Source organism: Streptomyces sp. NBC_00249 (assembly GCF_026342355.1).
Classification (GTDB): domain Bacteria; phylum Actinomycetota; class Actinomycetes; order Streptomycetales; family Streptomycetaceae; genus Streptomyces.
On record NZ_JAPEMV010000003.1, the window covers coordinates 16,165 to 28,355 of the forward strand.

Genomic DNA, 12,191 nt, shown 5'->3' on the forward strand with positions numbered 1-12,191 from the left:
AAGGGCCCGCCCACGCACAGGGTCTGACCTTCCCTGTGCTGGGGCGGGCGGGCCCGGGGAAATGCCCGCCCGGGTCCCCGTGGGGTCCTGGGCGGTGCGCCGGGGTGTGGGGGGCACGACCCGGCGCGGTACCCACGATGCCCTGCGGGGGCGGCGCCGGGCATCGTGGAAGACCACGAACACAGCCCCGGTCAGGCGGGGCGGTCAGGTCCGGGCCGCGGGGAACGCGGCCGTCTCCACCGGGTCCAGGTGGGCCGCGAGCTGGGTGCGGCGTGCCACGCCGAGCTTGCGGTAGGCGTTGGTGAGGTGGGTCTCCACGGTGCGGCGGGCCAAGTGGAGTTCCGCGCCGATCTCGGCGTTCGTCCGTCCCCGGACCGCCAGTTCGGTGACGCGCCGCTCCCCGCGGGTGAGTGCTGCGCTGCCGGCCGTGGCGGGCCGGGCCCGGCGGATGCCCGCGGCCCGCAGGGCCTCTTCGGCGACCCGGACCAGGCGCCCGGTGACCTGGGCCGGCCCGGTGGCGTCCGCGGACTCCGGTGGTCCGGCCGGGCCGGGCGCCGGCAGCCGCAGCGCCAGGGAAAGGGCCTCGCACAGGTCGTCCCGGCCCTTGCGGCCGCTCCCCGCGTCGATCCGGGCGTGGCCGAGGTCGATCAGGGTCTCGATGAGTTCCACGGGCGCCGTCGCGGTCCTCAGTACGGTCACGGCCTCGCCGAGCGCCTCCAGCCCCTGGCGGCCGCCCACGGCCGCGGCGCGGGCCCGCAGGGCCCGGCCGACCGTACGGGGCGTTCCCCAGGTCCGCGCGTGGCGCAGCTCCTCCTCCGCGAGCTCCATGGCGCGCGCGGGCCGGCCGAGCCGGACCAGGACCATGGCCGCGCCGGACCGCCAGGGGGTGGCCACGGGGCTGACGAAGTCGCGGGCGGCCTGTCCGGCGCCGCAGGACAGGAAGTCGTCGAGAGCGGCCTGCCACTGGCCTTCGGCCGTGTGCAGGAGGGCCCGGGCGTAGCGCAGTTCGTTCCATTCCCAGGAGCTGCCGGCGCTGTCCTCGTCGAGGGTGCCCAGCAGCCGCCAGGCGTGGTCCCGGTGGCCCAGCTCGTACTGGGCGAGGGCCACCATCGACACCAGGTGCGGCATGCGCACCCCCTGCCCGGTGCACACGGCGAGCAGCGGGGTGTTCTCCGCGATCACCCGGTGGAAGTCTCCGGCCCACAGGGCCGCTTCGGCCCGCACGCTGAGCAGGCACTGCTGTCCGACGTCCGTCAGGTCCGGGAGGGCGGGCGCCGCGGGGAGGGACTCCTGCGCCAGGGCCCTGGCCTCGTCCAGCCGGTCCGCCCATTGCAGCAGGGTGGCCGCGGATCCCAGCCAGCCGGTACGGAGCCGGGGGTCCACGGGGGCCGCCAGCCGGGGCAGTACCCGCGAGAGGACCTCGGCCGCCGACAGGGTGCCGTTCCCGGCCTCGTACTCGGTGACCAGTCCGCAGGCGAGCGGTTCGACGGTGGCGGGGGCCGTCGCCGCCAGGTCGCGCATGTGGGCGACGGCGCTGCGCCACGCGGTCGCGTCGTGGGAGGCCATGACGGCGGCGGTGGTCTGCAGCACGCGGACGAGTTCGCCGTCGTCCATGGCACTGCCCACCTGGTGCATGATGCGGACGGCGGTGTCCGCGCGGCCCCGGGCGACGAGGGCCGCGCCGAGGGCGGGCGCGACGGCGGCGCGTCCGTGGTGACCGGCGTCGAGCTCCAGCGCCGCGCGCAGCCTGCGGATCGCGGCGTCGGCGCTGTGCGGCAACTCCAGGGCCCCGAGCCGCAGGACGAGCGAGGCCCGGCGGCCGGGCGCGAGCGGGCCGGTGAGGGCGTGGCGCAGGAGGGCGGTGGCCTCCTCGGCCCGGCCGCCGCGTACGGCCTCCTCGGCGGCGTCCTCCAAGGACTGGGTCATCCACGGCTCGTCGGGCCGCTCGATGTGGAGCAGATGGGCGGCGACGCCCGTCGCGGGAGCGCCCTGCTCGTCGAGCGAACGGGCGACGCGGCGGCGCAGCGCGTCCAGTTCGGCCGGGTCGGCTGCCGCGAGGGCGGCCTCGCGTGCCAGCGGATGGGAGAACAGCCGGCCGAGGCGGGCGGTGTCCGGGAGCGCGGCGCCACTGTCCGGGCCGAGGCCGGCGGCCTCGTGGAGCAGGGCCTCGTCCAGCGGACCGGAGCCGTCCGCGGTGACGGCGAGCGCGAGCGCCAGGCGGCGCGACCGGGCGTCGGCCCGGCCGCGTATCCAGTGGGCGATCGCGTCGCGGTAGCGGCTGCCCGCCAGATCGGACAGACGGCGCGGCAGCGGACCAATCCGCAGTCCGGAGAGCAGGGCGCGCACCAGCGCAGGACTGCCCGCGCACGCCTGGACGCACAGTTCGGCCCGGTCGGCGTCGTGTCCGAGGGCGCGCACGAGACGCGTGACGGCGGCCGGGCCGAGCGGGCGCAGCTGTACGGAGGTGCCCGTGGCCGCGGGCAGGGCGGTGGCGGCCCGCTCCTGGCACTCGGTGAGGACCAGCAGCACGGGCAGGCCGGCCAGGCGGCGGGCCAGGTAGCCGATCCAGCGGCGTGACGCCGCGTCGGCGTCGTGCAGGTCGTCGACGGCCAGCAGGACGGGCTGCCGCTCGGCGGTGGCCGCGAGGTGGGTCACCAGGAAGTGGAAGGTCCGCTGCTCCTCGGCGGCCGGCGGGTCCGCGAAGGGGATGTAGCCGGCTTCGGGGAAGAGCTGCCGTACGAGGGCGAAGGGGAAGGCCGACTCCTCCGGCGCGCAGCGCGCGTGCAGGACGCGCATGGCGCCGTCCGCGGCCTCCCGCCGCACCACCTCCTCCAGCAGGGCGGTACGGCCGGTCCCCGTCGCCGCGCCCAGCCTCAGCCAACGGCCGTTGCCGGACCGCGCGGACGCTCCGGCACTCGCGGCCGCTCCGAACGCTTCCTCACGTTCGAGAAGCACTTCCCCCACGCCCGTCCTCATCTCGATGTGCACGGCGCGCCGTTCGACGGGGCGCGCTGGTCACGATCTTCGCAGGTCGGAGGGGTCGATCGACCCGGCCTCAGGGAGGCGGGCGGCGGCGGTCCGCGCGGTGGAGGGTCCGGCCCGGCGCACCGGTCAGCGCGGGCCGGGGCCGTCCGGCGGGGTGGCGCGGACGATGACGAGCGAGCACTCGTACGTCGGCTGCGTGCGCAGGTGGCCGAAGCGGGCGTCCCAGGCGCCGGAGGCCAGGTCGCGGCGCAGCGTCTCGTCGAAGAGCCCGCGGACCCCGTCGTCCACGAAGCTCCAGGACGAGCAGGCCTGGCCCGGCGGCCGCGCCGACGTTGAGCACCTTCCGGGCCCCGTCGAGGGCCGTGCTGCTCGCCTGGTCGCTGGCAGGGCTGGCCCTGCTCTACGCGAGCTCCCGCCGCCGGTCCCGGCCGGCCGCGCCGGGGGAGTCCTCCGCGTCCTCGCCGTCCGTCCCGTCCTCCCCGCCCGACCCGTCGGCGCCGTCCGCCGGCAGCAGCCCGGCGGTGGCGACGAGGTAGCCGAGCTGGGCCCGGCTGCGGCTGCCCAGGCTCGCCGCGATCCGGCTGACGTGGGCGGCGACGGTGCGGCGGCTGGTGCCGAGCCGGCGGGCGATGGCCTCGTCGGTGTGACCGGCCACGAGCAGCCGTACGACCGCCTGCTGGACCTCGTCGGCGATACCGGGTTCCATGCCGCGCGAGGTTCCGGGGGCGAGCGGCGAGCCCCGCTCCCAGGCCTGTTCGAAGACCTGGACGAGGAAGGCGACGAGGGAGGGCTGCCTGATCTCCAGGGCCGAGGTGCGCCTGCGATCGTGGCCCGGCAGGTAGGCGACGGCGCGGTCGACGACCACCAGCCCGTCGACGACCTCCTCCAGGGTGCGGACCTCGCCGCCCGCCCCGGTGAGCCGCTCGATCCGGCGCAGGGCGGGCGCCTGGGTGCGTACCGCGTGCGGGTACAGGGCCCGGTGCCGGACACCGGCCGGGACCTGACCGGGCCCGTCCGGGCCGAACGCGGGCCGGGCGCCTCCCGGCTGGACGGTCATCAGCTCCTCGCGGCACCCGCGGACCGCGTGCGCGTGCGCGGAGCGGACGAGTTCGTCCCCGTCGATCACCGTCGCCCATCCGGCGTGCTCGCGTTTGGCGGCGGTGTAGATGGCGCTGACCGGGACGAAGCTGTCGGCGATGGCCCGGACCTCCAGCCGGCGCCGCTCCAACGACCGTTCGACGGGCCGGACGAGTTCGGCCTCGGCCACCTCCGGGGCGACGGGCACCAGGACGTCCGGGTCGTCGGGCGGCGGCACCAGGAGCCCCATCCGCACCAGGCAGCCGGGTGCCCCTTCCCGGGGCGCACACCCCTTCACCACGGCCGCGCGGTAGACGGTCAGCCCCTCCCCGCACACCCCGCCGACCGGTCCGGCCGGGCCCTCGCGGTCACGGCATTCGCCCGGGCACTGCCCCACCTGATCCAGCATCTCCCCATTATGTCCGTCGCAGACTTCGAAACCATGTCCATTCCGGCCCTCAGGATCGCGACATCGCATCTGAATGGTGTTTTGACCATGGAATTCGACCCGCCGCCGAGGAGGGGGCGACGGAAGCCGGCCACCGCCCCCGTCCGGGCGCCTGAGCCGCACCCCGGCTGGGTAGGCTCCCCGCCGGGAGGCGGGCGATGAGCGAAGCCGCGTACGAGGGCGCCGACCCCGGCCTGTTCGGGCCCGGGTCCGTGACCTGGCAGTGCCACGGCGACCCGGTCATGTGGATCGCCGGGGTCCGCGCCCTCTACCTCCAGGCCCTCCACCCGCGCGCCGTGCGCGGGGTGATGGAGAACTCCGACTTCCACAAGGACGCCTGGGGACGGCTGCTGCGCACCGCCGACTTCGTCGGCACCCTCACCTACGGCACCACCGGGGCCGCCGAAGCGGCCGGCGCCCGGGTCCGCGCCATCCACCGGAAGCTGTCCGCCACCGACCCCGGCACCGGCGAGCGGTTCCCCGTCGACGACCCCGAACTCCTGCTGTGGGTGCACTGCGCGCAGATCGACAGCTTCCTGCACGTCCTGCTCCGCTCCGGAGTCCCCCTGACCCCCGCCCAGGCCGACCGCTACGTCGACGAGAACCGGGTGGGCGCCCGCCTCGTCGGCCTCGACCCGGCCGCCGTACCCGCCTCCACGCGGGAACTGGCCGACTACTTCACCGACATCCGCCCCCGGCTCGCCGCCGGGGCCGACGCCCACGCCGTCGACGAGTTCCTGCGCGGCCCGCCCGTCCATCCCCTCCTCGTGCCTGGCCGAAACCTGCTGTGGCGACCGCTCGCCGGGCTCGCCTACGCCACCCTCCCCGGCTGGGCGCACCAGCTGTACGGGCGACCCGCACCGCCCCCGCGCACCGCCACCCGGCGCCTGCGTCACACCGGCCGCGTGCTGCGCAGCATTCCCGCAGGTCTACGCTGGAAGCTGCCTCCAGGTCACATCTTGAAGGCGATGCGCCGCATGGGCCCCGGGAGCCGCCCATCGGCGTACACACTGCGTACATCAGCGGCCATACTGGACCGCCTGGGGAGGGCGCGGCACGACGACGGGGGCGGCTTTAAGACATGGCGGAGTCCAGACTGATCCAGGGCCGGTACCGGTCACTCGATCTGATCGGGCGCGGTGGGATGGGCGAGGTGTGGCGCGCCCGCGACGAGTCGCTCGGCCGGCAGGTCGCGGTGAAGTGCCTCAAGCCGATCGGGCCCGAACAGGACGCCCACTTCACCCAGGTCCTGCGCGAGCGCTTCCGCCGTGAGGCACGCGTCGCCGCCTCGCTCCAGCACCGGGGCGTCACCGTCGTCCACGACTTCGGCGACGACAGCGCCGCGGGCGGCCCCCTCTACCTCGTCATGGAACTCCTCGACGGCCGCAACCTCAGCCAGCTGATGGAGGACAACGAGGCGCGCCCGCTCCCCGTCGACGTGGTCGTCGACATCGCCGAGCAGATGGCCGCGGCCCTCGGCTACACCCACGACCAGGGCGTCGTCCACCGCGACCTCAAGCCCGCCAACATCATGCGGCTCACCGACGGCACGGTGAAGATCTGTGACTTCGGCATCGCCCGCCTCGCCCACGACATCGGCTTCACCGCCAAGCTCACCGGCGGCGCCATGGCCATGGGCACCCCGCACTACATGTCGCCGGAGCAGATCGCGGGCGGCGAGGTCGACCACCGCAGCGACCTCTACTCCCTCGGCTGCGTCCTCTACGAGATCGCCACCGGAGCCCCGCCCTTCGACCTCGGCGACTCCTGGTCCGTACTGGTCGGCCACCGCGACACCGCCCCCGTACCGCCGCGCGTGCACCGCCCCGAGCTCCCCGGCTACTTCGACCGGATCGTCCTGGACCTGCTGGCCAAGCGCCCCGAGGAGCGGCCCGGCGACGCCCGCCACCTGCACCGCCGTCTCGTCGAGGCCCGCCTCGGCCCCGCCGGGGCGCCCCCCGTCCAGGCCCCGCTGCCCGCGTGGGCCCAGGGGATGACCGCCGGACGCAAGGCCGGCACCGACGCCCGCCCCGCCAGCGGCGAATGGGCCGTCCTCACCGGATCCTGGACGGCCGCGCGCCAGGGCCGGCACTCCGGCGAGCAGCGCATCACCCGGCCCGCCCCCGCCGAGGACCCCCGGCTCACCGCCCTCCACGGGCCCGCGCGGGGCCCCCTCGCCGACGGCGGCGAACGCCCCGACGCCCTCGACGCCGGGCACGTCCGCGCCTTCCACCTCAGCCGCGCCGGCCGGCCCGAGGAGGCCCTCGCCGTGTACGCCGCCGTCGCCCAGGGGCGGGCGCGGGTGCTCGGCCCCGACCACGCCGACACCCTCGCGGCCCGCCAGGAGGAGGCGTACGAACTGGGCCGCCTCGGCCGCCACGGCGAGGCCTACGAGCGGTACGAGGCCGTCCTCGCCGCCCGGCTGCGCACCACGGGCCCGCACCACCCCGACACCCTGCGCTGCCGCCACAACCTGGCCTGTTCCCTCGGCGCCCTCGGCCGGCACGCCGAAGCCCACGCCACCGCCGCCGAAGTGGCCGCCGACCGCGCCGCCGTGCTCGGTGCCGAGCACCCGGACACCCTGCAGACCCGCTACGAGGCCGCCTACGCCCTGGGCCGGCTCGGCCGCTGGCGGGAGGCGCTGTCCGGCTTCCGCCAGGTCGCCGCCGTACGGGAACGCGTACTCGGCCGCGACCACCCCGACGCCCTCGCCGCCCGCTACGAGACCGGCATCGCCCTGGGCCGCACCGGCCGCGCCGCCCAGGCCCTGGACCTCTTCCGGTCCCTGGTCCGCGACCGCACCCGGGCCTACGGCGCGGCCGACCCGGAGACCCTGCGCGCCCGCCACGTCCTCGGCGTCAACCTGGGCCGCCTGGACCGCTGGGAGGAGGCCGTGGCCGAGTCCCGCGAGGTCGGCGCGGCCCGCGCCAAGGCGCTCGGCGCGGAACACGCGGACACCCTGGTCAGCCGCCGCGAGCTGGCCGTCGGCCTCGGCCGGCTGGGCCGCTGGGACGAGGCCCTGCCCATCTACCGGGACCTGTCCGGCATCCGCGAGCGCTCCCTCGGCGACGAACACCCCGACACGGTGCTCGCCCACGCCGACGAGGCCCACTGTCTGGAGCGGCTCGGCCAGGTGTGCTACCAAGAGCCATGACCGCTGCCAGGGGCTCCCGGGGTTTCACGCAGGACGTCTACGACGCCGTGATCGTGGGAGGCGGCCACAACGGCCTGGTCGCCGCCGCCTACCTGGCCCGGGCGGGGCGCACCGTACTGCTCCTGGAACGCCTCGGCCACACCGGCGGGGCCGCCGTCTCCACCCGCCCGTTCACCGGGGTCGACGCCCGGCTGTCGCGCTACTCCTACCTCGTCTCCCTGCTCCCCGCGAAGATCGTCCACGATCTGGGGCTGCGGTTCCGGGTCCGCCGGCGCACGGTCTCCTCGTACACGCCCGTCCTGCGCGACGGCCGTCCGCAAGGGCTGCTCGTCGGCGGCGGCGAGGACCGCACCAGGGAGTCCTTCGCCCGCCTGACCGGCTCCGACCGGGAGTACGAGAGCTGGCAGGCCTTCTACGGAACCACCCGCCGGGTCGCCGGGAAGGTCTTCCCCACCCTCACCGAACCGCTGCCCACCCGCGCCGCCCTGCGCGCCCGCGTCGACGACGAGGCCGCCTGGCGGATGCTCTTCGAGGAACCCCTCGGCCGGGCCGTCGAGGACCGCTTCGCCGACGACCTCGTACGGGGCGTGGTCCTCACCGACGGGCTCATCGGCACCTTCGCCGACGCCCACGACCCCTCCCTCGCCCAGAACCGCTGCTTCCTCTACCACGTCATCGGCGGCGGGACCGGCGACTGGGACGTCCCCGTCGGCGGCATGGGCGCGCTCACCGACGCCCTGGCCGACTGCGCCCGCACGGCCGGCGCGGAGATCGCCACCGGGCACGAGGCGCTGCGCGTCCACCCCGGTGACGGCACGCCCGCCGGACCGTCCGAGGTGACCTTCCGTACGGCGGACGGCGAGGGCTCCGTCACCGCCCGCACCGTCCTCGTGGGCGCCTCGCCCCGGGCGCTGGCCGAACTCCTCGGCGAGGAGCCGCCCCCCGCCGCCGAAGGCGCCCAGCTCAAGGTCAACATGCTGCTGAGCAGGCTGCCCCGGCTGCGCGACACCTCCGTCGACCCCCGCGAGGCCTTCGGCGGCACCTTCCACGTCGCCGAGGGCTACGAGCAGCTGGGGCGCGCCCACGCCGAGGCCGCCGCCGGGGAACTGCCGTCCGTACCGCCCTCGGAGATCTACTGCCATTCCCTGGCCGATCCCTCGATCCTGGGCCCCGACCTCGCCGAGCAGGGCTACCAGACGCTCACCCTCTTCGGACTGCACGCCCCGGCCCGGCTGTTCGCGCACGACAACCGGCAGAGCCGGGAGGTCCTGCTGACCGCGACCCTGGCCCAGCTGGACGCGCACCTGGCCGAGCCCCTCACCGACTGCCTCGCCTTCGACGCCGACGGCCGCCCCTGCATCGAGGCCAAGACCCCGCTCGACCTGGAACGCGAACTGCGGCTGCCCGGCGGCCACATCTTCCACCGGGACCTGTCCTGGCCGTACGGGGAGGACGGCGGCCCCGGCCGCTGGGGCGTCGAGACCGCCCACCCGGGCGTCCTGCTGTGCGGCGCGGGCGCGGTCCGCGGCGGCGGGGTCAGCGGCATCCCGGGCCACAACGCGGCGATGGCGGCCCTGGGCCGCTGACCGCCGCCGCCTCCGGTTTCGCCCCCGCCCCCGCTTCCGTCAGGCGGGGTCGATGACGACGACCGGGATCTCCCGGTCGGTCTTGGTCTGGTACTCGTCGTAGGCGGGCCAGTGCTTCACCATCACCGGCCAGAACGCGGCGCGTTCCGCGGAGGTGGCGGTGCGCGCGGTGCCCTGGAGGACCTCAGGGCCGACCTGCACGCGGACCCGGGGGTCGGCGCTCAGGTTCCGGTACCACAGCGGCGCGTCGTCGGCCCCGCCGTTGGAGGCGACGACGAGGTAGTGGCCGTTGTCCTCCCCGTAGATGAGCGGGGTGCGCACGGGCAGCCCGGAGACCCGGCCGACGGTGGTCAGCAGCAGGGTCTGGGTGCCGTTCCAGTACTGGCCCTCGGCGCCGTTCGAGGCGACGTACTGCTTGATGTGGTCCAGCTTCCAGCCCGGCTTCGGGTCCTTGGGGTGGTCCCAGTCGATGTCGGTCATGAGGGGTGCCTGCCTTCGTGTTGAACGGTCAACAGCTTCGACAACGAGTACCGACGCCGGTGGGCACGCTTCCTATTCCGCTTCCGCCCGGGCCGGAAGGGTGAAGCCGTCGAACAGCCCGTCCAGCGCCCTGCGCGTGACCCGGGCGGGCGTGGCGCGGACGGCGAGGTCGCGGGCCGCCACGGCGAGGGGGTGGGTGAGGGAGGCCATGCGGCCCGCGCGGCGGGCCCGGACCCGGACGGCGTCCGTACGGGCGAGCCGGGCCCGGCTGTAGGCGGCGAGGGCGGCCGCCACGTCCGCCGGGTCCACCGCGTCCAGCAGGTGGCCCAGCACCGCGGCGTCCTCCACGGCCTGGCAGGCGCCCTGCCCGAGGCTGGGGTTCATGGCGTGCGCGGCGTCCCCGATCCAGGCGACGCGCCCGTCGTGCAGCCGGGGCAGCGGGCCCGCCAGGTCGTACAGGTCGTGCTGGAGCACCACCGCCGGGTCGATCCGCTCCAGGAGCGCGGGGATCGGGTCGTGCCAGCCGCCGAAGCGGCGCAGCAGTTCGGCCCGGACGTCGGTCGGCCGGTACCCCGCGGGGACGACGGCGGTGGCGTACAGGTAGAGCCGGCCGTCGGCGAGCGGGACCGTACCGAACCGCTGCCCGCGCCCCCAGGTCTCGCAGCCCTCCGGCGCGGCGACGCCGGACAGGACGGTGCGCCAGGCGGTCTCCCCGGCGTAGCGCAGGCCGGGGTGGTCGGGGAAGTGCTGCCGGCGCAGCGGACTGTGGATGCCGTCGGCGGCGACCACGGCGTCGGCGGTGAGGTCACCGAGGCCGGTACGCACCACCGCGCGTCCCCCGGCCCCGCAGCCCGCCCGGTCCACGCCGGTGACGGCGGCGTCGTAGGCGAGGGCGCCCTCCGGGAGCGCGGCGGTCAGGGCGGCGGTCAGCGTCTGCCGGTGCACGGGCAGCGGAGGCCGGCCGTAACGGGCGGTCAGCGCGGCGGTGTCGGTGCGGCTGAGGCGGCGGCCCGACCGGTCGCGCAGGCTCATGGCGCCGGTCGCGGCCGGCGCCTCGGGCGCCTCGGGCGCGCCGGATCCCGCGCAGGCGGCCGCGGGGTCGAAGCCGACGGAGTCGAAGGCGCGCAGGGCGTTGGGGGCGAGGACGATGCCCGCGCCGACGGCGGTCGGTCCCGGGGCCCGCTCGCACACCGTGACCCGCCAGCCCCGGCGGTGCAGGGCCAGGGCGGCGGTGAGCCCGCCGATCCCGGCACCGGCGACTACGGCGTGGCGCTGACGCTGCGACATGGCGGGCTCCTCTGCTGGGCATCACGCCCTCTACATCCGTAGAGGACATGGCTTCACTCTACAGCTGTAGAGTGAGGCCATGTCCACCCCCGAGAACCCGGCCCAGCAGCCCGCCGACCGCAGGACCCTCCTCGCGGACACCGCGATCGGCCTCGTCGCCGCCGCCGGCCTGCGCGGCCTCACCCACCGCGCCGTCGACGCCGCGGCGGGGCTTCCCGCGGGCAGCACCTCGTACTACTTCCGTACGCGCACCGCGCTGATCGCCGCCTGCTACGCCCGGCTGGCCGAGCTGGACCTCGCCGACCTCGACCGGGACGCCCCGCTCGCGGCGCAGGTCCCCGCGGACCGGGACGCGGTCGCCGCCGCGCTCGGCGCGCTGCTGCACCGCTGGCTGACCGTGGGCCGGGAGCGCCAGCTGGCGCGCTTCGAACTGAGCCTGGAAGCCGCCCGGAACCCGGACCTCCAAGCCGACCTGCACCAGGCGGGCCTGGGATCCCGGGCCCTGGCGGCCGCCGTCCTGACCGCCCTGGGCGCGCGCCGCCCGCAGGAGTCCGCCGACCTGATGGTCTCCTGGACCGATGGCCTCCTCTACGACCGCCTCGCGGGCGCCCTCGCCCGCTCCCGCCCGGCCCCCGACCGGACCGAACTGACCGCCACCGTCCGCCGGATGATCGACGCGGCCCTGGCCGAGCCGTAGGCTCGCGTCATGATCGCTGAACTGCAGTGCGTGGTCCTGGACTGCCCCGAACCGCTGCGGCTCGCCGAGTTCTACGCGGCGCTGCTGGGCGGAGACGTCAACCGCCCGGACCGGCGCTGGGCCGTGGACGAGGAGTGGGCCACCCTGCACGCCCCGTCCGGCACGGTGCTCGCCTTCCAGCGGGTCGCCGGCCACCGGCCGCCGCGCTGGCCGGACCCCGAGCGGCCGCAGCAGTTCCACCTGGACCTCGCCGTACCCGACCTCGCCCGGGCCCACGAAGAGGTGCTCGCCCACGGCGCGACCCTGCTCGACGCGGGCCCCGACACCCGGGGGTGGCGCGTCTACGCCGACCCTGCGGGGCATCCGTTCTGCCTGGTCCGCGACTGAACCGGACCCTGCGCGGCCCGGGAAAACGGCGTGGCGGCCCGCCTCGCGCCGCCGCTACCATCGGGCGCCCCGGCCGGCCGCTCTCCTGGC

The 12,191-nt window shown here is 76.2% G+C and carries 10 protein-coding genes; 5 read left to right on the forward strand and 5 right to left on the reverse strand.

Annotated elements, in window-relative coordinates:
• Positions 1-204: 204 nt before the first annotated feature.
• The 3 genes from OOK31_RS14415 to OOK31_RS14425 all read right to left on the reverse strand — a co-directional run bounded on the left by OOK31_RS14415 (position 205) and on the right by OOK31_RS14425 (position 4,471).
• Positions 205-2,964, reverse strand: coding sequence for a LuxR family transcriptional regulator (locus OOK31_RS14415; protein WP_267012904.1), 2,760 nt, complete (start codon positions 2,962-2,964; stop codon positions 205-207).
• 147 nt (positions 2,965-3,111) lie between these two features.
• Entirely contained in the window at positions 3,112-3,273 is a 162-nt protein-coding gene (locus tag OOK31_RS14420; RefSeq protein ID WP_267012905.1) for a hypothetical protein, read from the reverse strand.
• Between the two features lie 112 nt (positions 3,274-3,385).
• Positions 3,386-4,471: a LuxR family transcriptional regulator gene (locus OOK31_RS14425; RefSeq protein ID WP_267012906.1), complete on the reverse strand. Its 1,086-nt coding sequence runs from the start codon at positions 4,469-4,471 to the stop codon at positions 3,386-3,388.
• Positions 4,472-4,668: 197 nt separating this feature from the next.
• Between OOK31_RS14425 and OOK31_RS14430 the strand changes: the two genes are divergently transcribed.
• From OOK31_RS14430 to OOK31_RS14440, 3 genes are read left to right on the forward strand one after another with little or no spacing between them, the layout of a single operon-like run.
• Positions 4,669-5,610: an oxygenase MpaB family protein gene (locus OOK31_RS14430; protein ID WP_267012907.1), complete on the forward strand. Its 942-nt coding sequence runs from the start codon at positions 4,669-4,671 to the stop codon at positions 5,608-5,610.
• Positions 5,592-7,664: a serine/threonine-protein kinase gene (locus OOK31_RS14435; protein ID WP_267012908.1), complete on the forward strand. Its 2,073-nt coding sequence runs from the start codon at positions 5,592-5,594 to the stop codon at positions 7,662-7,664. Before OOK31_RS14430 ends, OOK31_RS14435 begins: the two co-directional genes overlap by 19 nt.
• A complete protein-coding gene (locus OOK31_RS14440) occupies positions 7,661-9,250 on the forward strand; it encodes an NAD(P)/FAD-dependent oxidoreductase (RefSeq protein WP_267012909.1) in 1,590 nt (529 codons plus the stop codon). The genes OOK31_RS14435 and OOK31_RS14440 overlap by 4 nt, the downstream gene beginning before the upstream one ends.
• 39 nt (positions 9,251-9,289) lie before the next feature.
• Here the strand turns inward: OOK31_RS14440 and OOK31_RS14445 are convergent, their stop codons facing one another.
• Positions 9,290-9,730, reverse strand: a complete 441-nt coding sequence (locus tag OOK31_RS14445; protein WP_267012910.1) for a nitroreductase family deazaflavin-dependent oxidoreductase — start codon at positions 9,728-9,730, stop codon at positions 9,290-9,292.
• Positions 9,731-9,802: 72 nt separating this feature from the next.
• Positions 9,803-11,017 carry an FAD-dependent oxidoreductase gene (locus tag OOK31_RS14450; protein WP_267012911.1) on the reverse strand — a complete coding sequence of 405 codons (1,215 nt, stop codon included), beginning with the start codon at positions 11,015-11,017 and terminating at the stop codon, positions 9,803-9,805.
• A 79-nt stretch (positions 11,018-11,096) separates the two neighbouring features.
• On the opposite strand from OOK31_RS14450, the gene OOK31_RS14455 reads away from it, so the two are divergent.
• Both OOK31_RS14455 and OOK31_RS14460 read left to right on the forward strand, forming a co-directional pair.
• Positions 11,097-11,714: a TetR/AcrR family transcriptional regulator gene (locus OOK31_RS14455; RefSeq protein ID WP_267012912.1), complete on the forward strand. Its 618-nt coding sequence runs from the start codon at positions 11,097-11,099 to the stop codon at positions 11,712-11,714.
• A 9-nt stretch (positions 11,715-11,723) separates the two neighbouring features.
• Entirely contained in the window at positions 11,724-12,101 is a 378-nt protein-coding gene (locus OOK31_RS14460; RefSeq protein ID WP_267012913.1) for a VOC family protein, read from the forward strand.
• Positions 12,102-12,191: the final 90 nt, after the last annotated feature.

Coding starts and splice junctions, on each gene's coding strand:
- OOK31_RS14425 (WP_267012906.1), bottom strand. CDS start 4,471: ATGCTGGATCAGGTGGGGCAGTGCCCGGGCGAATGCCGTGACCGCGAG.
- OOK31_RS14430 (WP_267012907.1), top strand. CDS start 4,669: ATGAGCGAAGCCGCGTACGAGGGCGCCGACCCCGGCCTGTTCGGGCCC.
- OOK31_RS14435 (WP_267012908.1), top strand. CDS start 5,592: ATGGCGGAGTCCAGACTGATCCAGGGCCGGTACCGGTCACTCGATCTG.
- OOK31_RS14440 (WP_267012909.1), top strand. CDS start 7,661: ATGACCGCTGCCAGGGGCTCCCGGGGTTTCACGCAGGACGTCTACGAC.
- OOK31_RS14445 (WP_267012910.1), bottom strand. CDS start 9,730: ATGACCGACATCGACTGGGACCACCCCAAGGACCCGAAGCCGGGCTGG.
- OOK31_RS14450 (WP_267012911.1), bottom strand. CDS start 11,017: ATGTCGCAGCGTCAGCGCCACGCCGTAGTCGCCGGTGCCGGGATCGGC.
- OOK31_RS14455 (WP_267012912.1), top strand. CDS start 11,097: ATGTCCACCCCCGAGAACCCGGCCCAGCAGCCCGCCGACCGCAGGACC.
- OOK31_RS14460 (WP_267012913.1), top strand. CDS start 11,724: ATGATCGCTGAACTGCAGTGCGTGGTCCTGGACTGCCCCGAACCGCTG.